At 57.2% G+C, this 23,226-nt stretch carries 20 protein-coding genes and 1 tRNA gene; 7 read left to right on the top strand and 14 right to left on the bottom strand.

Annotated elements, in window-relative coordinates:
* Positions 1 to 26: 26 nt before the first annotated feature.
* Positions 27 to 1,244, top strand: a complete 1,218-nt coding sequence (locus FYJ43_RS05080) for an acetyl-CoA hydrolase/transferase C-terminal domain-containing protein (RefSeq protein WP_154563358.1) — start codon at positions 27 to 29, stop codon at positions 1,242 to 1,244.
* On the opposite strand, the gene FYJ43_RS05085 is transcribed toward FYJ43_RS05080, so the two are convergent.
* From FYJ43_RS05085 to prcB, 10 genes are all read right to left on the bottom strand, one after another.
* A complete protein-coding gene (locus FYJ43_RS05085; RefSeq protein ID WP_154562637.1) occupies positions 1,202 to 2,095 on the bottom strand; it encodes a Cof-type HAD-IIB family hydrolase in 894 nt (297 codons plus the stop codon). The two genes, FYJ43_RS05080 and FYJ43_RS05085, sit on opposite strands and share 43 nt — an antisense overlap.
* Before the next feature lie 118 nt (positions 2,096 to 2,213).
* Entirely contained in the window at positions 2,214 to 2,984 is a 771-nt protein-coding gene (locus FYJ43_RS05090; RefSeq protein WP_154562639.1) for an ABC transporter ATP-binding protein, read from the bottom strand.
* The gene (locus FYJ43_RS12425) at positions 2,978 to 4,045 is read right to left on the bottom strand and encodes an ABC transporter permease (RefSeq protein WP_326833350.1); all 1,068 of its coding nucleotides are present in this window, start codon (positions 4,043 to 4,045) and stop codon (positions 2,978 to 2,980) included. Before FYJ43_RS12425 ends, FYJ43_RS05090 begins: the two co-directional genes overlap by 7 nt.
* Complete coding sequence (locus tag FYJ43_RS05100; protein WP_154562641.1) at positions 4,042 to 5,193, bottom strand: ABC transporter substrate-binding protein; 1,152 nt, start codon at positions 5,191 to 5,193, stop codon at positions 4,042 to 4,044. Before FYJ43_RS05100 ends, FYJ43_RS12425 begins: the two co-directional genes overlap by 4 nt.
* A gap of 353 nt (positions 5,194 to 5,546) precedes the next feature.
* Positions 5,547 to 5,620: transfer RNA gene (locus tag FYJ43_RS05105), tRNA-Pro, on the bottom strand.
* A 61-nt stretch (positions 5,621 to 5,681) separates the two neighbouring features.
* Entirely contained in the window at positions 5,682 to 7,055 is a 1,374-nt protein-coding gene (gene der / locus FYJ43_RS05110) for a ribosome biogenesis GTPase Der (protein ID WP_154562643.1), read from the bottom strand.
* Between the two features lie 57 nt (positions 7,056 to 7,112).
* Positions 7,113 to 7,784, bottom strand: a complete 672-nt coding sequence (gene cmk / locus FYJ43_RS05115) for a (d)CMP kinase (protein WP_326833351.1) — start codon at positions 7,782 to 7,784, stop codon at positions 7,113 to 7,115.
* 63 nt (positions 7,785 to 7,847) lie between these two features.
* Entirely contained in the window at positions 7,848 to 9,023 is a 1,176-nt protein-coding gene (locus FYJ43_RS05120) for a prephenate dehydrogenase (protein WP_154562645.1), read from the bottom strand.
* Positions 8,926 to 9,600 (bottom strand): proteasome subunit alpha, encoded by a 675-nt coding sequence (gene prcA / locus FYJ43_RS05125; RefSeq protein ID WP_154563360.1) that lies wholly within the window; start codon positions 9,598 to 9,600, stop codon positions 8,926 to 8,928. Before prcA ends, FYJ43_RS05120 begins: the two co-directional genes overlap by 98 nt.
* The gene (gene prcB, locus FYJ43_RS05130; RefSeq protein ID WP_154562647.1) at positions 9,600 to 10,433 is read right to left on the bottom strand and encodes a proteasome subunit beta; all 834 of its coding nucleotides are present in this window, start codon (positions 10,431 to 10,433) and stop codon (positions 9,600 to 9,602) included. Before prcB ends, prcA begins: the two co-directional genes overlap by 1 nt.
* Positions 10,434 to 10,579: 146 nt before the next feature.
* Between prcB and FYJ43_RS05135 the strand changes: the two genes are divergently transcribed.
* Genes FYJ43_RS05135 through FYJ43_RS05150 form a run of 4 tightly spaced genes read left to right on the top strand, consistent with a single transcriptional unit; the run spans position 10,580 to position 14,681 of the window.
* Positions 10,580 to 11,200: a TetR/AcrR family transcriptional regulator gene (locus tag FYJ43_RS05135; protein ID WP_154562649.1), complete on the top strand. Its 621-nt coding sequence runs from the start codon at positions 10,580 to 10,582 to the stop codon at positions 11,198 to 11,200.
* Entirely contained in the window at positions 11,200 to 12,105 is a 906-nt protein-coding gene (locus FYJ43_RS05140) for an ATP-binding cassette domain-containing protein (protein WP_154563362.1), read from the top strand. Before FYJ43_RS05135 ends, FYJ43_RS05140 begins: the two co-directional genes overlap by 1 nt.
* A gap of 3 nt (positions 12,106 to 12,108) precedes the next feature.
* Entirely contained in the window at positions 12,109 to 14,295 is a 2,187-nt protein-coding gene (locus FYJ43_RS05145) for a YhgE/Pip domain-containing protein (RefSeq protein ID WP_154562651.1), read from the top strand.
* On the top strand, positions 14,292 to 14,681 hold the full coding sequence (locus FYJ43_RS05150; RefSeq protein WP_154562653.1) for a DUF3054 domain-containing protein: 390 nt from the start codon (positions 14,292 to 14,294) through the stop codon (positions 14,679 to 14,681). The genes FYJ43_RS05145 and FYJ43_RS05150 overlap by 4 nt, the downstream gene beginning before the upstream one ends.
* A 69-nt stretch (positions 14,682 to 14,750) precedes the next feature.
* On the opposite strand, the gene FYJ43_RS05155 is transcribed toward FYJ43_RS05150, so the two are convergent.
* Positions 14,751 to 16,385: an HAD-IA family hydrolase gene (locus FYJ43_RS05155; protein ID WP_154562655.1), complete on the bottom strand. Its 1,635-nt coding sequence runs from the start codon at positions 16,383 to 16,385 to the stop codon at positions 14,751 to 14,753.
* Positions 16,375 to 19,860 carry a methionine synthase gene (metH, locus tag FYJ43_RS05160; protein WP_154562657.1) on the bottom strand — a complete coding sequence of 1,162 codons (3,486 nt, stop codon included), beginning with the start codon at positions 19,858 to 19,860 and terminating at the stop codon, positions 16,375 to 16,377. Before metH ends, FYJ43_RS05155 begins: the two co-directional genes overlap by 11 nt.
* Positions 19,861 to 19,911: 51 nt before the next feature.
* Between metH and FYJ43_RS05165 the strand changes: the two genes are divergently transcribed.
* Positions 19,912 to 20,718 (top strand): proteasome assembly chaperone family protein, encoded by an 807-nt coding sequence (locus tag FYJ43_RS05165; RefSeq protein WP_154563364.1) that lies wholly within the window; start codon positions 19,912 to 19,914, stop codon positions 20,716 to 20,718.
* A 4-nt stretch (positions 20,719 to 20,722) separates the two neighbouring features.
* Here the strand turns inward: FYJ43_RS05165 and rpe are convergent, their stop codons facing one another.
* Positions 20,723 to 21,394, bottom strand: coding sequence for a ribulose-phosphate 3-epimerase (gene rpe / locus FYJ43_RS05170; RefSeq protein WP_154562659.1), 672 nt, complete (start codon positions 21,392 to 21,394; stop codon positions 20,723 to 20,725).
* A gap of 150 nt (positions 21,395 to 21,544) precedes the next feature.
* Between rpe and FYJ43_RS05175 the strand changes: the two genes are divergently transcribed.
* On the top strand, positions 21,545 to 22,087 hold the full coding sequence (locus FYJ43_RS05175; protein ID WP_154562661.1) for a GNAT family N-acetyltransferase: 543 nt from the start codon (positions 21,545 to 21,547) through the stop codon (positions 22,085 to 22,087).
* 67 nt (positions 22,088 to 22,154) lie between these two features.
* On the opposite strand, the gene FYJ43_RS05180 is transcribed toward FYJ43_RS05175, so the two are convergent.
* A complete protein-coding gene (locus FYJ43_RS05180) occupies positions 22,155 to 22,997 on the bottom strand; it encodes a CAMP factor family pore-forming toxin (protein WP_154562663.1) in 843 nt (280 codons plus the stop codon).
* Positions 22,998 to 23,226 lie beyond the last annotated feature (229 nt).

Below are 23,226 nucleotides of genomic sequence, written 5' to 3' on the forward strand. Positions count from 1 at the left end.
AAGCCACTACCCTCATTGTCGTGCGCATGATGGATCAAGCCGGCCTTGAAAGCGTCTTGACAAGGATGACGGGCCAACCCCGAGTGGTGTGCGGTGGCTCCGGTTCCACTCCTGTGCCCCTCCTCACTGTCGTTGACCGATGCCTAAAGAAGTGGCGCCTAGCATGCATTAATGCCCCGATCGGTGTGCCAACACGCAAGGGGATCGTCCATGAAACGGTCTTCATTGGTCCTGGATCTCGTCACGCTGACACTCTCGAATATGTACCCTGCCGGTTGAGCCTCGCCCCACGGCTCTACGAGGACCGCCTTGCCCCGGATATCCTTATCCTCCATACCAGCGCACCTCGCAACGGCACGGTCAGCATGGGGATTGAGGTGCAGGTTCTTCCGGCGGCATTGGAATCGGCGAAGCGTCGAGGAGCCCTCATTATTGCCCAGGTAAATCCGAACATGCCTTATGTTTTTGGCGACGGAATTGTCGATGTCGACGACATCGACATTGGGGTCAGCGTAGATGCTCCTTTACCGACAGCCGCCATGCCGCCAGCCGGACCAGCTGCCCAACAGATTGGCGAACTCGTGGCTTCGCGGGTACCAGCCGGAGCGACACTTCAGGTGGGTATCGGTGCAGTACCCGACGCCGTCGTTGCGATGCTGCCTGGCGACCGGACGTACGGCGTGTGGACCGAGCTACTCACCGATTCAGTGAGACTGCTTGAGCAGACTCACAGGCTTGACGAGCGCCCCGTCACGGGGACTTTCGCCATGGGAACCCCCGCCCTGTACCAATGGCTGGATGACAATCCCCGGGTGCAGTTGTTGCGCTGCGAGAAAACGAACAACCCGAATTCCATTGCGGCACAGCCAAGAATGGCCAGCGTCAATACGGCGTTGCAGGTGGACTTGTTCGGTCAAGTCAACGCCACCCGGGTGCGCGGAAAAATCCATTCCGGCATCGGAGGGTCAACTGACTTCTTAGTTGGGGCAATGCACTCACCGGGCGGACAAGCGCTTATTGCCATGTTGAGTTGGCACCCCAAAGCTGATTGCTCGACGATTGTCGGATTATTGGACTCCCCCGCCTCGGCTAGCCAACCCTCAGCAGTTGTGACTGAACAGGGCGTTGCCGATCTCTTCGGGAGATCCCAAGAGGAGCAGGCGCGACACCTCATAGACGATGCTGCCCATCCCGACGCCCGTCACGACCTCTGGCGTCGCGCCGCAGAGCTGTCGTTAGCTTGACTGTGGCCCCCCGGAACATCGACGCCCAACAATGCAGCAAGGACCGTTATAACACCGTTGTCTGTGTTCGGCGGGGCAACATAATTGGCAGCCTCGATAATGTCTGGATGACCGTTGGCCATGGCAAATGACCACGCTGCTAGGGGCATCATCTCGAGGTCGTTGAGAAAGTCGCCGAAGATAGCGGTTTGATCGCTCGTGACACCAAGGTCACGCTGGACGGCTGCGACGGCACTGCCCTTGTTGACGCCGGGGTTCATGATATCGACCCAGTTGGGGGTAGCGAGGATCACCTGGTGCTCGGCGGCAACGCGCTGCATGTCCGGGTAGGTGGCGTTCGAGGCTTCACCGAAATCGTATATAGACAGTTTGATGACATCGTCGGTGTGCTCGGTAAGGTCATCGACGACTGTGTGGCTGTGATAGTACGTTGACACATGCGAGACGAAGGGGTCGTCTGCTCGCTCAAGATAAGCGATGGACTTGGTGGCGACAACCAAGCCAACGTTATGGCCATCGTCACGAAGGTGTCGAACTCCGACAATGACCCGCCGGGCAAGTTCGGAATCAATGACCGATGACGAGATGTCGACGCCGTCACGGACGACGTAGGTCCCGTTCTCAGCGATGATCGGCATACCCTGCAGGTGCGACTGAAACATCGTGGACAAGGTGGTGAATTGGCGTCCCGACGCTGGCACGAAGGCGATGCCCCGATCTTTCATCGTGTCCAACAGCGGCCACAGCTGTGAAGGAATGTTACCGTCGCCGTCAAGGAGGGTGCCGTCCATGTCGGAGACCACCAAACGAAGGTCATCTGCGGGGACAGGAAGCGGAGTTGGATTCGGCATGACCACGTGGTCAGGATAGCGAAAGCTTCAGATAAGGTTACCCGCACTGCCCGCAAGTAAGCGGTTCACACAGCGCAATGACCCGCGCAGTGACACCTTTGGCGCGGGTCCAAGCTGGTCAGAACAGCAGTCCGAGGATCTTGTGACGAAGCTCTCGGAATTGAGGATCGTCCTGGGTACGGGGCCGATCGAGCGCCACGGGGAAGTCTGCGACGATATGCGCCGGACGCGGCGAGAACACCACAACGCGATCGGACAGCAAAAGAGCCTCATCGACGTCGTGGGTCACCATGATCCCGGTGAATCCTTGAGTTCTCCACAACCTTTCCAGCTCGCCTTGCAGGGTTGAGCGAGTCAAAGCGTCAAGTTTGCCCAGAGGTTCATCCAGCAACAGGATCTCTGGCCGGGTGACGAGGGCCCGGGCAAGGGAAGCACGCTGGGCCATACCGCCGGACAATTCTGACGGTAGGGCGTGTCGGAAGTTGTCGAGCCCAACCATGTCGATCATCTCGTCGATCCTGCGGATCGACTCATCGTCATCGCGATGGCCTTGAACCGTCGGTCCGAGACCGACGTTATGCTCCACATCAAGCCACGGCAGCAGCGTCGGGTCCTGGAAGACGAGGCCGCGACGCGGATCGGGCCCGGTGACGATCCGACCGTCCACGTACACCTTTCCGTCAACTGGCATGTCGAGGCCAGCGATCAGTCTCAGTAACGTGGACTTTCCACAACCTGAAGGCCCGATCAGACTGACGAAAGTGCCGGGCTTAACTGAGAGGTCCACCTCGTCGAGCACGGGCAATGGCTTGCCGTGATTGCGAAATGCCTGGGTGACGCCGATCACATCGACTGCCCCGGCCCGGCCATGCTGATTTTCGTTCACCATCGTGTGAGATCTTTCTGCCACGCAAGGACGCGGTTGCGGATGGCCAATTCAAGGCTGAGTAGGCTGCCACACAGGATCACCATGATGCCAATGGCGGCGTACATGGCTGGGTAGGAACTCCACCCCTTCTTCCAGTTGATATACCAACCGAGGCCGGAATTGACCCCTAAAGTCTCCGCGATAGTCAAGGTAACGAATGCTGTCGGCAACGCCATAAAGATTCCAGTGAAAATGTTCGGTAGGGCCGCTGGAAGACTCACCTTAAGCACAAGGAATCGTGTCGATGCACCGAGAGTTTGGCAAACGTCAAAGTAACTCTTCGGAACCGATCTAATACCGGCATTAGTGAGGACCGTCATCGGAAACCATACGGTCAAGGAGACAAGAAATACCGCAGCCCAAAACGTGTTTGGGAACGCAAGAAAGACAATAGGAATCCATGCGAGGGTCGGAACAGGACCGATGTACTTGACGATGGGGTTAAACCAGTACCCAGCCCGGCGGGACCAGCCCATCCATAATCCGGTAAGAAGCCCGACGATTCCTCCTATGAGCAACCCGACTATTAGCAATATCGCAGAATGGGCGATGGACTGGCCTAACAGCGTGCGATCATTCCATGCCTCGGTGAGTAACTGGCCCGGCGGGGGAACGTAGGGTGGTCTCAATACAGCGGTCTTCGCAGTAAGCACGTCGAGTAGCAAGGTGACAACGCTTAAAGCCACCCACCACCACGTCCATACTCCGAGCCACCGCGAGACACGCAACCGAAAACCATGGGTTGCGCCAATCGACAGCATCCACAGAACTACCATCACTGCGACGACCAAGCCGGTCGCGACAGCCAATGGCTTCTGACCATGAACAATGAAAGCCGTCGTATCTGGTATCCACAGGATGACTGCGGTCGTCAGTGCCCACAAGCCCACCATGAGTCCAACGAGACCATGGTTCGCTTTGCGGGCGCGATGACGCAGGGCCAATGCCGCCCTCACCTTTGGATCGGAGGCGAGGGCGGCATCCCGGTCACGAAGCCGGGCTTGCTCCTCGGAAGTAGTCACCACGTGAATCCCAGGGTCGTGAAGGCCGTATCAGCCAGCTTCTTCGGATCATCGGAAGAGTCCAAATAACCGGTCTTCTTGAACTTGATAATCCCAGGTAGCAAGGAGGACTTTAGCTTGGTCACAGACGGCTTCCATGAGTAATTCTTTAGGAACGTCTCAACGAGTTTCGCGTCCCCAGTAGCGACATATTTTCCGTCCACCTCAATCTTGGCGACTTCGGCCTCGTGTCCATTGACGTATCGAGATCCCTTGCACCAAGTTTCGACGAGCCGACGAGCCACATCAGGCTCATTTTTAATAATGTCGCCGTTGATAGCAGTGCAGCAGCAGAAATCCTGGGCCTTCTTACCGCTCATATTGTTGGCCAACTCTACCGCGGATCCGTCATGAATAGGCCAGTAGGCGATGGGGTCTGAAGTAGCAATGGCATCAACTTGTCCGCGTTTAAGTGCATCACCCAATACGGAATTGTCCATGACCTTCCACGTCACCTGTTTAGCTTCGGGAAGAGGATTGATGCCAGCGTCCAAGAGATCCATCGAGAAGAACATGGTTGCTGACGAGTGCATGCTGGGTACGCCAATCGTCGCGCCTTTGAGATTATCGATCTTGGTGAACTTCGAATTCTTAAGGACGACTAGCCGCAAGCACCCACCGTGCAGGCCCGCAACAAATTTGACATTCTGGCCCTGTTCAACGGGCTTGAGCCAGGAGTAAAAAATGCCGGATGCGGCGTCGTACTGACCTGATCCAACGGCTGCCTTGATGTCCTCATCACCGACGGTTCGGTGCAGAGAGACGTCGAGGCCAGCGTCAGCGAAGAACCCTTTCTCCTTGGCGACGATAGCTGGCGCATCACAGACATCACCGCCGAAAACCAGATTGATGTGTCGCTTCTCGCCTGCCCCAGTACCAGCAGCCGACTTGCCGCGATGATACGCGATAGGCGCGGCCACGCCGGCTCCAACGGCAAGCCCGGCAACGGCTGAGACACCAATTCCGGCGAGTAGGGCGCGACGCGAGACAGTAGCAGATCCGGGTTTAGCGGAATCGGAATCGGCCTTGATGGTGGCTCCTGAAGGTAGCACCGCAGAGTCTGAACTGTCAGAGGACGAAACGGGCTGTTCTGAATTCTGGTCTGTCATGAGATGTCCCTTTGTGGAAGATCAGCTCGACGTTGGAGTCACGACGAGCATGTGCTGAAGGCTAGGACAAACGCAGATCAAGCCACAAAAGTATCTCGTATAACGAGATCCTATATCAATATGTAAGATATGTTCAGCGTGCGCGAACAGTAAGCTCGGTTAAGCGGCACTGCGAATCTCGTTACGGGAATTCAGGCATAAACAACCGCGATAATTGTGGCCTGTCGTGGCGCAACGCGGACATGTGATTAAACACCACACGTGTCGAGAATGCATATGCAGAATCAGATGGACCATCAGTTATTGGCGGTATGCCGGGAAACGCGAACCTCTCTCACAGAAGCTCCATAACGTCGGGCTGACAGGATTTGAACCTGCGACCCCTTGACCCCCAGTCAAGTGCGCTACCAAACTGCGCCACAGCCCGTTTGGATCACTTGGTGACCCGAAGAAGTACATTAGCGTACTTCCTTTCCTTCGACAAACGATCACTTCTGCTGCCGCTTAGCCCGAGGGCGGATCTCCACGTGGACGGGTGAGCCCGCGAAGCCGAAATCTTCGCGTAGTCGCCTGATGATGAACCGCACATATCCTTGGTCGAATACCCCCGAGGTGAACAGCGCGAAGGTCGGTGGACAGTTGTGGGCTTGGGTTCCGAAGAGGATCCTCGGTTGTTTTCCTCCCCGCACCGGATGAGGATGGGCCGCTGCGAGTCGGCCTAGGAAGGCATTGAGTTTTCCTGTCGAAACGCGTGTTTCCCAGCCCTTTGCGGCGGTTTCAATAGCCCTCTCGAGTTTGTCAACGTTACGGCCGTTCAGCGCCGAGATATTGACTCGTGGCGCCCAAGAATACGCCTGGACGTCGCGCTCAATCTCGCGCTCCAAGTAGCGGCGCCGCTCGTCGTCGGTTAAATCCCACTTGTTATAGGCAATGACCATAGCTCGACCCGCATTCTCAACCATGGTGAGGATACGCAGGTCCTGCTCACTGATCGGCTCCGATGCATCAATGACGACGACACACACCTCGGCACGCTCGATAGCAGCTTGGGTACGCAGCGAAGCGTAATACTCGTGGCCGGACGCTTCTTTGACTCTCTTACGCAAACCAGCGGTATCAATGAACTGATAGACGGTGCCGCCGACCGTCACTAACTCATCGACGGGATCAACCGTCGTTCCAGAAATATCTGAGACGACGACGCGGGTTTGGCGTGCGATCCGATTCAGCAGAGACGACTTGCCAACATTCGGCTTGCCCACAATCGCGACCCGACGCGGCCCGCCGGATGATGGCTCCTGGCTTGCTTTCACCTCCGGTAGCACCGCAATAAGCGCGTCAAGAAGGTCGCCTGAACCACGCCCGTGCATCGCGGAAACCGGGTGGGGCTCCCCCAGCCCGAGGTTCCACATGGTCGCAGCTTCAGGTTCGCCACGCACGTTGTCGACCTTATTGGCAGCTACCACGACGGGTTTGCGAGACTGCCGTAGCACCTGCACGACGGCCTCGTCTTCGTCAGTCGTACCCACGCTCGCGTCAACAACAAAAAGGACGGCATCAGCAGTTGCGATAGCCAATTCAGCTTGCTCAGCGATCATGGCTGCCATGCCAGAAGCGTCCGAAGCCCATCCGCCAGTATCAACGAGGACGAACTGACGGCCAGACCATTCAGCATCGTAAGACACCCGGTCGCGGGTCACCCCCGGTACATCCTGGACGACAGCTGCTCGACGACCGAGAATGCGATTAACGAGGGTTGATTTACCGACGTTAGGTCTACCAACGACGGCGACAACTGGCTTGGGGAGAGTCTCCTCGATGCCGTCGCGGGAATCGTTGAGGAACTCGGGCGAGTCGGACATGAGGGCACGCTCCTGCTAGATGACTAAACCACGGTACACGGTGTTGCGGTAGGACGCTCAACGTAACGAAACGGGCACCAGATCAATGACAACGTCAATAACCTGGTCCAAATTCAGGTGGGTGGAGTCAACCAGGGTGACCCCCTCAGCCGGCTGCTCAAAGGTTGACACCGTCGAGTCGTCCCGGTCGCGTCTGACGATCGAATCAATGACCTGCGCCATATCAATGGTTTCCCCCAGCTCGGCTCGACGCCGTGCGATACGGACGGCTGGGTCAGCTACCAGAAGCACTTTTACCTGCGCGTCAGGGCACACCACAGTTGTGATGTCTCGCCCCTCCATGACGATCCGGCCACTGTCTGCCGCCACGTGGCGCATACGGGCGGTCAGAGCATCACGAACAGGTTGAATCGTCGCTACCGCAGACACTTTGGCGCTGGTCTGCGGGTCTCGGATTTCTTGAGTGACATCCTCTCCATCAATGATGACGCTATCGCGGGTGGTCGAGGTATCAATCTCTAAGCGACATTGTCTAGCCACCTCAATAACATCATTGGGATTGACAGTCGGATCAATACCCAGGTGAGCGACGCGACAAGCCACCGCACGGTACATCGACCCAGTGTCGAGGTGAGCTAGCCCAAGGCGGTGAGCGACCCCACGAGAGGTCGATGACTTTCCGGACCCACTAGGCCCGTCGATGGCGATGACGAGAGGTGAAGGTGACACGTTCTGCCTGCCTAACGATGGCGATCTGACGGGGAGAGACTATCGGTAACCACTGACATCGGTTCAGGATCGTACCGACCAGCCGTGATCGCGCATTGACACCGCTAACCTGTCCGCTCGGTCTGTGGCAACGTCAATCGACAAGAAACCAACTTCACGGGCTGGATCATGTTCCACCGACAAGTCCTCGACGTTCACCCCGGCTGCCTCGACGTCGGCAAATAGTCGCGCTAAGGCTCCTGGGGCATCCGGAATCTCGACGACAACGGCGGTCGTCTCGACCATCTGATGTCCGTGCTTGCCTGCTAGCTTGCGAGCCCCGGCTTGCCCAACACTGAGGAACTCCTCTAAGCGCTGTGAATCGTCAAGTCGGGACAGCAAGTCGTCGAGGTCATCACGAATTGCTTCTAACTGGCTGCGCACCTCAGTGCGGTTGGAAGTGAGGATTTGACGCCACATCGCTGTTTGGGAACGAGCGATACGCGTAACGTCGCGGATACCTGATCCCGCAAGACTCAGGTGTTCGGCACGAGCATGGCGCAAATTTGCCGCTGTAAGAATGCTCATGAGGTGGGGAAGGTGAGACACCTCTGCGACAGCCCGGTCATGCTCGTCGGCATCCATACTCACCACCCGTGCACCGCACGTTCGTGCCAACGCGACAACTTGAGCAACGTCATCGTGACGGTTATCGGTCCGCGGGGCAACAACCCAGGTGCGGTCAACGAAGAGCTCCTCAGAAGCCGTCAACGGGCCGCTATATTGTGTCCCGGCCATCGGGTGGGAGCCTACGTAGCGGGAGATGTCAACTCCGTTGCCGGCCGTGGTCAACTCCGATAGCACTGCCCCTTTTACCGACGCAGTGTCAGTAATGACGGCGTGCGGATGTCGCATTAATCGTTCAACAATCGTCGGAGCGACGACAGCCGGTGGTGTCGAGACGACCACCATCCGGTATGCCTCGTCGGGAAGATCATCAAGCGTGCCAGCTCCCCGGCCGGCAGCGACGAGGGCATTGCCGCGATCAATATCCCATAGGTGGACGTCGATTCCCGCTGCCATTAAGGCTTTGCCAATAGATGCTCCAATAAGCCCGGCACCAACGATGAGGACTGGGGCATTTAACGACACTTTGACCGACTCAGGATCTGTCACCATCAGCCCCCAAGACGGTAGCAGCGTCCAGCCGTCGGAAGTGACGCCGCGTCGAGACGTGACGATCGAGCAATCCCACTTCAAGGTTCCCTAGTTCGACGTCGAGGACGGTACTAGCCGCCCGTATGACGTCGGAAACCGTGGCGCTGGGAGGCAATTCGAGGAGGCTCTCATTGACCATACCCATGACAACAGGACCCGTGCTCGCACGCACGGCACCGTCAAAGTCGATAGTGTAAAAGCGGTCCTCTGAGGGCACTAAGCCAAGTTCAGCAACCGTGAGCTGGATTTGATAAGGCTTAACGTCTGGGCGAGCAAACACTTTGCCAATAATTCGCGCGTACATGCTGGCGAGGCTGCGACCAGTGACATCGAGGCGGTCATAAGCGTAGGCGCGTAAGTCGGCAAAACGGATACCTGCTACCCGAAGTTCTTCTGCTTCGTGGAATAGCCCGACAGCTGCAAGGGCCAAACGGTCGTGGATTTCGTAGACCGATCGCATTCCTTTGGGAAGGTCGGCGCCACACTGACGTGCTACCAACGCAATTCCCTCGACGCATCGTGCGACGATGACGCCGTCGCCTCCGTCGCGAATGAAATCCGAGACGAACTTAGAGCGATCAGCCACCCAGTCGCTCGGCGGAATGTATGCCGGAAGCATCACGACGAGGCCTCCCCGCTATCAGACGCAGTGGTCATCTCATCGACGACTCGTTTAGTGAGTAACGCCACTTCCTCAGTAGGCATCCGGGTCACGCCGTCGCAGCTTGCGCACGCGACAGTGGGGTATAAGCCGCGCGATAGATCCGGCGCCGATGCAGCCGAGGTGGCGTCGTCACTAATTGCCGTCGCCAGGGCACGAATGGCCAGGGCTACCGATTCGTCGCGGTCCATCCCCGCGCGGAAGTTCTCATTGAGCACTCCGCTGGCAAAGAGAGCTCCGGATCCCACACAGGCATGAGAGTGTTCCTCAGTTCGTCCACCGGTGCCGTCGTAGGAGAAGATCCGGCCGCGATGGGCTTGATCATCCCAGCCCGCCAGCAGCGGAGTGACGGCGAGCCCTTGGGCCATCATCGTGCCATTAGAACGGACCAAACTGGACAGCCTGACTGCCCGGCCGTCCATGCTGATCCGTTGCGCTTGTATTTTCTCAAGATGGTCGACCTCGGCTTGGAACAGGCGAAGCATTTCCCCCGCAAGACCAGCAGCACCGGCGATTCCAATGACACACCGGTCATCGGTGCCGAGGATACGGTCGATATCAGTTTGACCGAGGCGCCTGGCCAAGGCAGAACCCAGATCAGCAGCGACAGCAACTCCCCCGCTATAACGAATCGCGACGACAGTTCTGCCGTGCCTGGCAAGCTCAGGGACACTGTTGTCGACGGTTGTGGGCGGCAACAGTTCTGGGGCAACTCGCCGTAGAAAAACGGCAAAGGAATCAGTGCTCGTGCTCGACATGAGTTCATCGAGATCGGACAACGACAACGACATGGCCCTCCTCGCCACGACGACACCCGGGATTTCCAGCCTAGCCGACGGATTTGGGCTCAACCCTCCCAAGTGGATACCATCGGTATCCGATACCAGTGGTACCGCCGCTGGCGAGCTCAGCATTCCCCAAAGGACGACAACTTGTGATGCCTGCCGCAGTCGAACGACCTCATCGCGATGAGGTGAGAAACCGAATTCTTACTGCAGCCGCCCAGAACTTTGAACAGGACGGCTATGCCGGTGCCAGCCTGCGTCGCATTGCCTCAGACGCAGGTTTCACGAAAGGAGCGGTGTACTCCAACTTCGGATCCAAGCCGGATCTATTCAGGCAGGTTTGCGCGGCGCGACTTGCCAGCGGCGAGCAGGATGTCGTTGACGCCCTCTCCCCTGTCTTCTCCAGCGGTGGGCGTCCCGACGACATCGTGCACAGTATCAGCGAGAAGCTCACCGAGATTCTTTTAGACGATGCCCCGTGGCAGGTGATTCTCGCCGAGTTTCGCGCCCTAGCCCGTCGCGACACAGAGATTGCCGAGGCCTATTCCAAACTCCAGGCACAGCGGATCGCCCAACTTGCTGAATTGACGAGCCAGTACGGTGTACTTGACCGTGTTGAGTCCACTGAGCCTGCTGACCCACGCAGTCTCGCGGTGGTTGTCCTCAGCTTGGTTAATGTGCTTGCTTTGGAGTTTTCCGTAGCGGGTTCAGTTATTGACCGGCGGGTCATTACCGATGTCATCGAACGTGCGATCAGGGGGTTCCTCCAGTGATGCGATTCTCGAAACGTCCTCCGGTCGACACTAAGGCTGTCGAGGATGCGTCGGGAGTGGTGCTCCACGCCCGCGACCTCAATGCCCAAGGGCGTCAGGGAATGATCTTTGGCCCCCTTGATATGGATCTGGCACCACGCCAACTGGCCGTCATCCATGGCCCTGCTGGTGCCGGAAAGTCAGCCCTCCTCTTGGCGCTGTGCGGACGATTCCGTCGAACGAGAGGAACTCTTGTTATCGACGGCATCGATGCCATGGCAGAGCCCTACCGCGCAATCCAGCGGACCTCTGTGGCTCGCATCGCAGACTACGTCGTACCTGAGGATCGTCTGACCCTCAATGAGTCGCTCGCCGAGCGATGCCACCTCGATGCCGTTAACCTCAAGAAAGCCGAAGACAGGGTTCGCCAGATCGAAGAAATCGTTGGATTCGGCATCGATCGCTCGTGCGAATTCGAGCAGCTTGAAGCTATTGAGCGGGCCGTCGCATCGGTAGCGCTAGCTATGCTCAGAGAGACAAAGGTAGTCGTCATTGACGATGCCGACGTCATGGTGCCGCATAACCAGCAGAAATTGCTCTTCGAAATGTTTTCTAAACTCACCGAACTCGACGATTCGACGATTATCGCCGCCACCGTCGACGATGACATGGCCCCGCCGGGGTCTTTGGATGTGGAATTGCCGGCACACAACCGGGTCCATGCCGTCAAGTACCTTCACACGAATGAGGATGCCGACGATCAACCCCGAGATCCCGGAGCCCCCGAAGTGACTCAAATACCATTCGATAGCGATAATACAGCTCCGTTCGAGATTCCACACAAAGCCCATGACGCTACAGATGACCACGTCGACAACAACTCCCAAGCAGAAAATAGCCGTCCCGATAACTCCCCGCGGAGATAACGCATGCTGACTCGATTTATCAGACTCGTACAGTTCGAGTTCCGACGTTTCAAAGGACGCTCCAAGCTCGGCTTGATCTTCATTCTCATCATCCCGTTGCTCTACGGCGGTATTTACCTTCACGCGAACTGGGATCTGTATTCCAACACCAACAAGATTAAAATCGCTGTCGTTAACCACGACAAACCGGCGACATTCGACGGGCAGACAGTGAGCGCTGGCGGAGAATTCGAGGATAGCCTTAAAAGGAATCCCCGGTTCGACTGGCAGTTCTTGGGCACTGACGACGACAAGGCGTACCAAGGTCTCCGCGATGCCGAGTACTTTATGGTTATTGAGGTACCGGATGACTTTTCCACAAACATCATGTCTGCAGGTGACTTCCGCCCTGCACGTGCCACCCTTAAGCTTCACCGTGATGATGCGAACGGGTTCATTATTGGCTTGCTCACGTCTCAGGTGCAGACTGCCCTGGAACAAGCCTTAGACCAGAGCGTCTCTGAAACATATTTCAATGCGCTCTTCGTTAACCTAGGCACTATCAAAGAATCGCTTACGAAAGCGTCAGATGGATCTGGACAGATCGATGGCGGATTAAAGACCCTTAACGCTGGCATCACTCAGATGAATGACAAGGTGCTGGGGGCGACAAAAGCTGTGGGTGATTCCACTGCAACTGTCAACAAGGTTAATTCCGCACTCGCCAACGCGGACTCGGCTGCCGCAAAGACATCGAGCGCGGTCACTCAGACACGCGTTGGTGCGCAGGCAATCACTGGCGCGGCGCAGAATGTTATGACTGACTCCCAAGCTGTTAATTCGGCAATGATCCCGCTCATTAATAATGTGACGAAAAACCTTCCCGCCTTACAGGATCAGGCTAAGAACCTTGTGTCAGCTACTGCTACGTTGCAGAATCCGAATGGCAATTCTGTTGTTACGATTCAGCACAACGTAACTGGGGCTGCCAATAAGGCTTCTGCTCTCACCGTGAAGCATCCAGAGCTTGCCGATGATCCAGATTACATCTCTATGGTAAAACAGATCAATGGCGCTGCGAGTTCTACCACGACTGTGTCATCCAATATCGCAGCAGTGGCGAATGTGTCGGCCGGGCTCAACCTCAGCCTCAATCAGCAGAATGCAGACACCTTGGCAGATAATGCCACGGCGGCATTGAACCGACTCAACAAAGACGCCCAGCAAGTCAATAACGGTCTAGAGACGATTAATGGCGCCATGGACACCGCTGATTCGGCTGCTAAAGATCTCAACAAGTCTGTCAACGACGCCACTAATGCCGGTCGAGACTTCACTGCGAAGGCTCCCGAAATCGCGTCTGGTGTGATGCAACTCAGCAACGGTCTGGGACAACTCAAAGCCGGTTCAGACACGCTGTCCAAGGGAGCAACTCAGCTTCATCAAGGTCTCGATTCGGGTGCCAAGCAGATCCCCGGCTTGTCCGACGACAAGCGCACAAATCTCGCTAATGTCATGAGTTCTCCAGTTGACATCGAGCAGACCGTCCTCCATTCCGCGAAGTATTACGGTCGCGGCTTGGCACCGATGTTCTTTTCTATCGCCATGTGGATCGCTTGTATCTCGACCTTCCTCGTGGTTCGTACTTTCTCCGGACGCGCTATGACCGGACGGGCAAACAGCCTGTCGATCGCCCTCGTAGGCTTCGGCCCACTAGCCGTCATCGCGTTGGTAGGTGCCTACATCATGGCTTTCGGCGTGTGGTTAGCCTTGGGGCTCGATCCTGTCCACCCCTGGTACTTCATCGGATTTGTGACATTGACATCCCTGTCGTGGATGATGTTGGCATTCTGGATGAGGCTTATCTTCGGATCCCCCCAGACCGCGATCTTCCTTATTCTCCTGGTGCTCCAGTTACCTACCTGTGGTGGAACCTTCCCAGTGACGATGCTGCCGTCGGTGTACCAGAAGCTGGCGGTCATTATGCCGATGAAGTACTCGGTCGATGCGTTCCGAGTGCTCATTTCTGGTGGCCCGATGTCAACACTGGCTCTCGGATTCGCTGTGGAGGGTGGCATCCTCATCATCTCCACAATTATCACCTTGAGTCTGGTCCACCGTCACAAGCTGTTCCGTATGCGTGACTTGCACCCACCGATGATCACCTCAACGTCTACCGCAGACTTCGCCTTCTCAGTGAGGCCGCGATGAACGACGAGTTGGCGTCCCCGTCGGTACGCCGTGCACTGGTCGCTGACGTCATCTGCGTGATTCTCTTCGCAACGATCGGGCGAGCCAGCCATGGTGAAGTACTATCGCCGGGTGGTCTGCTGCGAACCGGCACCCCATTCGTGCTAGGGCTTGCAGTCGGGTGGGTCATCATCGTGACAGTCCGGATCGCGGCCCTGCGATGGTCGGCTGGAGCAGTGCTGTGGGCGAGCACCATCATCGTCGGAATGGTGGTGCGCCACTTCACAGGTCAAGGCGTGGCGGTGACCTTCATCATCGTCGCTGCGTGTTTCTTGGCCCTTACCCTCATCGGTTGGCGAGTCATCGCGACCGCGATCGGGGTAGCTCGGCGCAAAAGGCGTGCCTGACAACGGTGGGCCGACGGGATGTCCCGTCGGCCCACCGTTTATGACAAGACTCACGTGTGACAGACGTCGCTATCTTTCTTCTTTCGGCAAGCGCCACTGATCATGCTCAGTGATGTTGCGCGGCCGTGGCCCGTGATAATCCGGGCCGTAAGCTCCTGGAGCTGGGCGGCGCTTACGCATTGGTGCCGTCACACCTGGGGCAAGGCGTCGTGACATGACGAGGAATCCCGTGTGGCCCGTCGTTCCGTGCGCCGGACGAATCGCCAGTCCTTCGGCGTGCCAGTCACGCGTCGTCGTTTCGGTAGCCGATGGCTCAGTCCATCCACCATCTGCGCGCAGGGTATCCATAACGCGACCCATCTGAGTTGTGGTTGCGACATAACAGCACAACACGCCGCCGGGCACCAATACCCTACTCACTGTCTCGACGCATTCCCACGGTGCGAGCATATCAAGTATGACTCGGTCAAGTGGTTCTGGACCGATCCCAGTGACGAGATCGGATACCTTAAGATGCCACGTGGATGGAACTTCTCCATAAAAGGAGGCTACATTCTTCCGAGCGACATCGGCGAATTCCTGACGCCTCTCGTAGGAATACAGGTGTCCGTTTGGTCCTATCGCGCGTAGTAGCGGGATGGATAATCCTCCCGATCCTACTCCAGCCTCTAGTACCCGAGCACCTGGAAAAATATCGGCCCACATGATGATCTGAGCCGCTTCTTTGGGATAAATAATTGCCGCCTCTCGCGGCATAGATACCGTAAACTCGCTCAGGATTGGTCGCATGGCTAAAAAGTTCAAGCCACCAACAGAGGTGACGACAACTCCCTGTGGGCCTCCGATAAGGTCGTCATGGCGTACTGCACCCTTGGTGGTATGAAAGATTCCGCCGGGCTGTAAAACGATGGAATGCTTACGACCTTTGGGATCGGTAAGCGTCACCCGCTCACCTGAACGTAGGACTCCCCCACCACCATTAGCTATCGGAGCAGGTGGTTCGTCAGCGAGGTGCCAAAGACTGATCACGTCGGCCAATGACAATCCTGATAAATCAGGGCGATGTACCCGTCGTGGCCCTGGGCCAACCTGAGCCGGACCAGAGACGGTCAACACGGCTGCACCAGCATCGGTCGCTGAGGCTGCCCCCTTCGGTGAATCCTCGACAGCCAGGCACTCAGAAATGTTGACCCCAAGACGTTCAGCGGCAAGGAGGTAAGGATCTGGGGCAGGTTTAGTGGTCTGCGGGGTGACGTCGTCGAAGGTCACCACGGTGTTGAAAGGATTGCCAATCTCCTCAGTCATGGCCGCCAATACCGGCTCAACTACCGCATAAGCGGACCCGGTGACGATTGCCATCGGAATGCCGGCCTCCCGCATTTCAGTGAGGAGTTGTAATACTCCCGGACGCCAAGGAACCTCGCGTTCCCGATTGAACCGAGAGACCATAGCAATAAGGTCATGCCGGATCTCGTCAATAGTCCGCGCTCCGCCGATACTGGCGGCCATCGCCTCGCAGACATCAGTCAGCGGCCCCCCAGTGAACCCGTTGGCATAGTCGCGATCCCACACAACCCCATGTGAGGCAAGGATCGCCAACTCGGCCTCGACCCAGCGCGGCTCGGTATCAACGAGGGTACCGTCGAAATCCCACAGGACAGCGGTGAAACGGTTGGCAGTCTCGGTATGGGTCTCACTTGGCATTGAAATAGTTAGCCTCCGGGTGATGGACGACGAAGGCGTCAGTGGACTGCTCAGGATGAAGCTGGAACTCCTCTGATAACTCCACGCCGATCCTCGTCGGGTCAAGTAATGTCACCACCTTGGCACGATCTTCGAGGTTCGGGCAGGCGGCATAACCGAAACTGTACCGGCAGCCACGGTACATTTGGTGTTCGATAGCGTCAGCGACCGAGCAGTCGGTGCCATCAATACCCAATTCATGACGCACCCGAGCATGCCACATCTCAGCCAAAGCCTCGGTGAGCTGAACCGACAGGCCGTGCAACTCGAGGTATTCGCGATAGGAATTGGACTCGAACAATCGCTGGGTGGCAGCTGACACCGCCTTACCCATTGTCACGAGCTGAAAGCTGATGACGTCGGGCCCGTACCTGCCAGCTTCGTCAGCGTCGCGGAAGAAGTCAGCCAGACAGAGTCTCCGTCCGCTGCGTTGACGTGGGAAGGTGAATCGAGTGAGTTCCTGGGAGGTGTCCTCTGGATTAAGGACAATGAGATCATGGCCCTGAGAGAAGCACGGCCAGTAGCCGTCAACGACGCCGAACTGAGCGAGGTTCTCTTGACGGATGCGGTCGAGCAGCAGGCGCAACCGCGGCCGGGCCACCTCGTTGACCATACGATCCCAGGACCCGTCACTGCGTGATCCCTTAAGCCCCCACCGCCCCATAAACGTCGCTCTTTCATCAAGCCACACCAGTACATCTGCAAGCGGAATGCCGGTGGAGACTCGAGAGCCCCACAATGGCGGGGTCGGAACCTCTACGGATCCGGGGATAGGACGTGCCACATCACAGCGAGGGGCGTCCTTCTCGATCGTTATGTCTTCGGTGTCTGGCACAGGCTCGGCTACCTTAATGCGACGGCGTCGAGGCTTCGGAAGCTCGGCTCCAGGAACCCCCTTTTTTACAGCCATAACCGAATTCATCAGACGCAGTCCTTCGAACGCGTCCTTGGCGTAACGCACCTCGCCGTCAAATAGATCATTGAGGTCCTCTTCGACGAAGCTCCTTGTCAGAGCCGCTCCACCAAGCATGACCGGGTATCGTGAAGCCAGCCCCGCATGGTTGAGCTCCAGCAGATTGTCTTTCATCACCATCGTTGACTTCACCAGCAGACCAGACATGCCAATAACGTCGGCTTTATTCGCCTCGGCGGCTTCAATAATCGCTGTCACTGGCTGCTTAATGCCTAAGTTGACGACGTGGTAGCCATTATTGGACACGATGATGTCGACAAGATTTTTCCCAATATCGTGAACATCACCTTTCACCGTTGCCAAGACCAGCGTTCCCTTACCGGACGTCTCGGATTTATCCATGTGAGGTTCCAGATAGGCAACGGCAGCCTTCATGACTTCTGCTGATTGCAGCACGAAGGGCAGTTGCATCTTGCCCGAGCCAAAAAGGTCACCAACGACCTGCATACCAGCTAACAGGTCCTCGTTGACAATATCGAGGGCGGATTTGGACGCCATAGCCTCATCAAGGTCAGCTTCCAAACCTTTCGCATTACCGTCAATGATGCGCTGCTTGAGACGTTCGAAGAGCGGCATGGCGGCCAATTCGGCCTCCCGCTCAGCACGCATGGATGCGGCCGTCACCCCCTCAAAGAGCTCCAGGAATCGCGCGAGAGGATCATAGTCACCACGCCGTCGATCGTAGACGAGGTCGAGTGCAGCCTCACGCTGCTCGTCGGGAATCCGGTCGATTGGCAGGATCTTCGCAGTGTGGACGATTGCCGAATCCAAACCTGCTTTAACGGCTTCATGAAGAAACACCGAGTTAAGGACAATCCGAGCGGCTGGATTAAGTCCGAAAGAGATGTTTGAGATACCGAGAGTGGTGCGTACCCCAGGGTAACGCTTCTTAATCGTGGCAATGGCGTTAATGGTCTCTAGACCGTCACGCCGCGTCTCTTCTTGACCAGTGGCGATCGGAAAAGTGAGGCAGTCGACGAGAATATCGCCGATATCCATACCCCAGGTACCGACAAGGTCGTCAATAAGGCGCGACGCCACTCTCACTTTCCATTCGGAAGTTCTAGCCTGACCCTCCTCATCAATAGTCAGCGCAACAACTCCAGCGCCGTTTTCCACAACAATCGGCATAACGCGTTGATAGCGCGAACCGGGGCCATCGCCGTCCTCAAAATTGACCGAGTTAATAATGCAGCGACCAGGGAGGTGTTCCAAGCCAGCGGCAAGCACGTCAGGCTCGGTAGAGTCAAGAATAATCGGCAATGTACATGCAGTAGCTAAACGCGCCGATAGTTCTGACATGTCTGCCACGCCGTCGCGTCCGACATAATCAACGCACAAGTCAAGCAGGTGTGCGCCGTCGCGGGTCTGCGCCTTGGCAATGTCGACACATTCATCCCAATTGTGAGCCAGCATGGCTTCGCGGAAAGCCTTGGAACCGTTTGCATTGGTTCGCTCACCGATCGCCAGATACGCGGTGTCCTGGCTGAGCGGAACATCGTTGTAGAGAGACGCGACAGCGTCGACGTGGTGGATCGTTCGCTCACGAACTGACCGACCGGACACTCGCTGCGCGATAGCGCGGGTGTGGTCGGGAGTAGTGCCGCAACAGCCACCGACGACAGACAACCCAAAACGATCGACATAGTCGTCAAGGACAGGAGCTAGATCATCAGGGCCCAGCGGGTAACGCGCCCCCTCACCCGTGATCTCGGGCAAACCTGCGTTTGGCATGCACATAATTGGCACTCGCGCACCACGAGATAACGTACGCAAATGCTCAGCCATTTCGGCAGGGCCGGTGGCACAGTTGAGTCCGATAGCGTCGACGCCGAGGGATTCCAATACCGTCAACGCAGCTCCGGTTTCCGATCCCATGAGCATGGTGCCGGTCGTCTCCACCGTGAAATCGACGAGGACTGGCAGGTCAACCTTGCGCGCAGCGGCAGCTCGGTGTGCTCCGATTATTGCCGCGCGGGCTTGTAGCAAATCTTGGCAGGTTTCGATCTGGACGCCATCGATGCCGGCGTCGATCATAGCTTCGATGACGTGCTGGTAGACGTCACGGATAGCAGCGAAGCCGATCTGGCGCAGGGTGGGAAGCTTGGTTCCTGGCCCGATCGATCCGACGACGTAGCGTGGCTTATCGGTGCGCCTGTCAGCGGCCTGCCTGGCTAGTCTGGCAGCCGCTGATGCAAGCTCACTAGCCCGAGGTGCAATGCCGTATTCAGTCAATGCTGGCAGGTTCGCACCGAAAGTATTGGTCTCAATGATGTCTGCCCCAGCGTCTAGGTACGCCTCATGGATTCCGGAAATGACGTCGGGACGGGTGACGTTGAGGATCTCGTTACAGCCCTCGAGCCCTTGGAAGTCATCCATTGTGATATCGCTGCTCTGCAGCATCGTGCCCATTGCGCCATCAATAACGAGAACATTCTGGGACAGAGCGGTGCGAAGGGTCATGGGACTCAGCCTAGGGCGCAGGCTAACCTTGGCACCATGCGATTTCGACACATGGACCGGCCATGGGTCGTTGTGGCCTTCGGCGGCTGGAACGACGCCGGCTCGGCCGCTACCCAGGCGGCGACTCTCATCGCCGAGTATTCCGATGCAAAAATATGGCGCACGATTGATGGTGAGATCTTTCATGATTTCCGCCAAACCCGTCCCGCCATTACGGTTATGAACGACATCGAGATCGTCAATTGGCCACGAACTGCTATTAGGGTCGGGAAATGGCACGATCAACCCATCGTCGTCGTTGACGGACCCGAGCCGAGCCTGCGTTGGCGTACATACTGTTTCCGGCTGCTTCGACTGCTGCGCAAGCTCAAACCGGCCGGCATCGTGGTCCTGGGTGCCATGGCTACTGACGTGGCACATACCCGACAACTTCCAATAATGGTGTCGGCCGCCGACCCTCTCCTTATTAGCCAATTGGGGGCGGAAAAGCTCGAGTACGACGGGCCCACCGGTATCCCCTTTGTCCTGGTTACGCAAGCGCGCCACTACGGAATGAATGCTGTAGGTCTGTGGGTAGGGGTTCCTCAGTATGCTTGTGAGTCACCGTGTCCTCCTGCTGCCCAAGCCCTCCTGGTACGAATCGAAGAGCTTACGGGGATCGCTGTTCCGCAAGGTGGGCTTGAGGAAGACAAGCGAGAATGGACCGCCGCAATCAATGAAGCCGTGGCCGAACACCCTGAATTGGCTGAATACATCTCCGCGCTGGAAACTGAGCAGGACGCCGCCCTCTCTGAGGGGCTGACCGGAGATGTCCTTGCTGTCGAGTTCCAGTCCTACCTACGCCACCGGGGCCACTAGCCCCTCACCGGGCACGCACCTGGGCTGCACCAGCCAGATCACGCAATGAGGTGACCACGGTATCGGGGTCGCTCGAACGGTAGACGGCCGATCCGGCCACAAAGGTGTCGGCCCCTGCCTCGGCGGCGCGTTCAATGGTCCCGACTGAGACACCACCGTCAATTTGCAGCCAGATATCCCCACCAGCCGCATCTATGAGCTTGCGGGCCTTGCGGATCTTGGCAAGCACTGGGTCGAGGAACTGTTGGCCACCGAAACCAGGCTCGACCGTCATGAGGAGAATTTGGTCAAACTCGGTGAGAATATCGGCGAGCTGTTCGACTGGCGTTGCTGGGCGCAATGCTACTGCTGCCCGTGCCCCCATCGACCGAAGTTCACGAGCAAGTTTGATGGGGGCAGTTGCAGCCTCTAGATGAAAGGTGACCGACTGGGCCCCCGCCTCGACGTACTGCGGAGCCCATCTGTCAGGGTCCTCGATCATCAGATGGACGTCAAACATGAGGTCAGTCGCCGGGCGCAACGATGCCACAAACGGTGCCCCCATGACGAGATTCGGCACGAAGTGACCATCCATGACGTCAATATGTACGCCGTCCGCTGACGGGATACGTCCCACCTCGCCGGCGAGGTTGGCTAGGTTGGCATTGAGAATCGACGGTGTGATGCGAACTGTCATGGCGTCAGCCTAGAGCGTCGGGTAGGCGCAAGGACCCTTATCAGAGGTTGACGCGCCGTCTCAAAGGGTCTTGTGTAGTGATGTTGTTGACAGGTCAATCGACAACATAACGCGTAACAGACCACCACAAACTCACGTAAGGGAACGTAGATGATTGTCCGACAAGCGAGCCCGTCCGACCTCGATCAGATCGGGCGAATCTATCAAGACCTTAAGCGCGACGGTATGAGCGATGCGCAAAAGGCCAAATTAGGCTTTGTCCAGGGCCGTATGGATGCCGCTGGCATGGCCAAGCGCTTAGAGAAAAGCCTTGGAGCTCTGGTAGCAGTCGATGACGATATCGTCGGTGCAGCGTTCTATGACTGGACACCCCAAGCCACGGACATGCAATCGCCGGTTATCGGTTTGGCGCAATATGTAGCTACTCACAAACTCGACCCACAGCGCGTCATCATGTACGGGCCTTTAGCGGTCGCCGATTCAGCGTCAGGACGTGGAGTGGCCCGCGCCCTGGTCGACGCCGTGATTTCCGCCGCTAAGGACAATGGTGCAACTGAAGTCATCGCCATGGTGGACACTCGTAATTCCCGTTCGATGGGACTCCATGAACATCTTGGTTTCCGAATTGTGCACCGCTACGACTATGACTCGCGACCGTACCTCGTATATGGCCGGGGCGTTCATGAGGACTGAGTGAGGCTGGCTCTCTTACATAGGCAATCCTCGGGACCACGACAGTAGTCCCGAGGATTGTCGCGTATCACGCAATAGTGACGGGAGCATCGGCAGCCGGCATACAGAACGACGGCGAAGCCGGGGCGCCCTTCTTGTTGGGAGCCTTGAGAGCATCCTGGTAGGCGACCTTGAGGTCCTTCATAGCCTGATCGACATCAGCGACCCGCACCCATGCGTTGCCACGGACCAGCCCAGCCCTGCTGATAGCACGATTGAGCAGACGGATGGTGTCGCTGTCTTTGTAGTTGACGACGCACGTATTGCGATCAAAGCGGACTTGCACCATCAGCCGGCCCAGCTTGGCGCGCACGAACTTCGTCGCGACATCGGTTGGCTTGAGATCCGGCATAGCCTGAGCCTCAGCAAGGGCCTTCTTGAGGGCTGCCACCTCATCGGTCAGCTGGGCGGGAGTGGAATCAATGGTAATCAGCACGTTGATCGCGTGAGCGATTTCGAGAAACACGATTGTGTGCGCGTTCTGCACCTTGTCTTGAAGAGTGAGGGTGGCGGTATGCGCGGTATCACACATGGCCAGGAACAATTCAACTCGAGCGGGAATCGTCTTGGCGAAGGTAATGACGCCCTTGACGATCTTTTCAAGCTGAGCCTTAAGTGCTTTGGCCTGCTTCAAAAGATCAGTAATGGTGTCAATGACTTCCTTGGGAGACAGGGCAGCCTTGGCGACCTTGAGATCGTCGTTGAGCGACGCGATACGGCCATTGACGTCATTGAGCAACGTGCGTGCGTCGGCGGTACTCGACGCAGCCGGAACGGCAGGAACGGCAGCCTGAGCCGCGGGGGTAGAAAGAGTGGCTGGAACCATCAGGGCACCGGCGACTAACGGGGCGGCGATGAACTTGATCCTCATGGGGGTCTCCTCGGTAGGACGATTATGTCCGCGACTTCGGACGAATTCACCATCTCAGATAAGGAGGAACTATGGGAATACGGAAGCTCTTCTTCACTCCGAAAGGCACTACCTCATATACCAAAGATCTATGCGGCATGGCCTGGACTAACTTTTGTACCGCAGAGTGTGACATATAGCACTCGTGTAATGGCACCGCCCGCTGCCTGCATATGTAACCGGGTCGATC

It is taken from the genome of Cutibacterium porci (assembly GCF_009696315.1).
Taxonomy (GTDB): domain Bacteria; phylum Actinomycetota; class Actinomycetes; order Propionibacteriales; family Propionibacteriaceae; genus Cutibacterium; species Cutibacterium porci.

Coding starts and splice junctions, on each gene's coding strand:
- FYJ43_RS05080 (WP_154563358.1), top strand. CDS start 27: ATGATGGATCAAGCCGGCCTTGAAAGCGTCTTGACAAGGATGACGGGC.
- FYJ43_RS05085 (WP_154562637.1), bottom strand. CDS start 2,095: ATGCCGAATCCAACTCCGCTTCCTGTCCCCGCAGATGACCTTCGTTTG.
- FYJ43_RS05090 (WP_154562639.1), bottom strand. CDS start 2,984: ATGGTGAACGAAAATCAGCATGGCCGGGCCGGGGCAGTCGATGTGATC.
- FYJ43_RS05100 (WP_154562641.1), bottom strand. CDS start 5,193: ATGACAGACCAGAATTCAGAACAGCCCGTTTCGTCCTCTGACAGTTCA.
- der (WP_154562643.1), bottom strand. CDS start 7,055: ATGTCCGACTCGCCCGAGTTCCTCAACGATTCCCGCGACGGCATCGAG.
- prcA (WP_154563360.1), bottom strand. CDS start 9,600: ATGCTTCCGGCATACATTCCGCCGAGCGACTGGGTGGCTGATCGCTCT.
- prcB (WP_154562647.1), bottom strand. CDS start 10,433: ATGTCGTTGTCGTTGTCCGATCTCGATGAACTCATGTCGAGCACGAGC.
- FYJ43_RS05135 (WP_154562649.1), top strand. CDS start 10,580: ATGCCTGCCGCAGTCGAACGACCTCATCGCGATGAGGTGAGAAACCGA.
- FYJ43_RS05140 (WP_154563362.1), top strand. CDS start 11,200: ATGCGATTCTCGAAACGTCCTCCGGTCGACACTAAGGCTGTCGAGGAT.
- FYJ43_RS05145 (WP_154562651.1), top strand. CDS start 12,109: ATGCTGACTCGATTTATCAGACTCGTACAGTTCGAGTTCCGACGTTTC.
- FYJ43_RS05150 (WP_154562653.1), top strand. CDS start 14,292: ATGAACGACGAGTTGGCGTCCCCGTCGGTACGCCGTGCACTGGTCGCT.
- FYJ43_RS05155 (WP_154562655.1), bottom strand. CDS start 16,385: ATGCCAAGTGAGACCCATACCGAGACTGCCAACCGTTTCACCGCTGTC.
- metH (WP_154562657.1), bottom strand. CDS start 19,860: ATGACCCTTCGCACCGCTCTGTCCCAGAATGTTCTCGTTATTGATGGC.
- FYJ43_RS05165 (WP_154563364.1), top strand. CDS start 19,912: ATGGACCGGCCATGGGTCGTTGTGGCCTTCGGCGGCTGGAACGACGCC.
- rpe (WP_154562659.1), bottom strand. CDS start 21,394: ATGACAGTTCGCATCACACCGTCGATTCTCAATGCCAACCTAGCCAAC.
- FYJ43_RS05175 (WP_154562661.1), top strand. CDS start 21,545: ATGATTGTCCGACAAGCGAGCCCGTCCGACCTCGATCAGATCGGGCGA.
- FYJ43_RS05180 (WP_154562663.1), bottom strand. CDS start 22,997: ATGAGGATCAAGTTCATCGCCGCCCCGTTAGTCGCCGGTGCCCTGATG.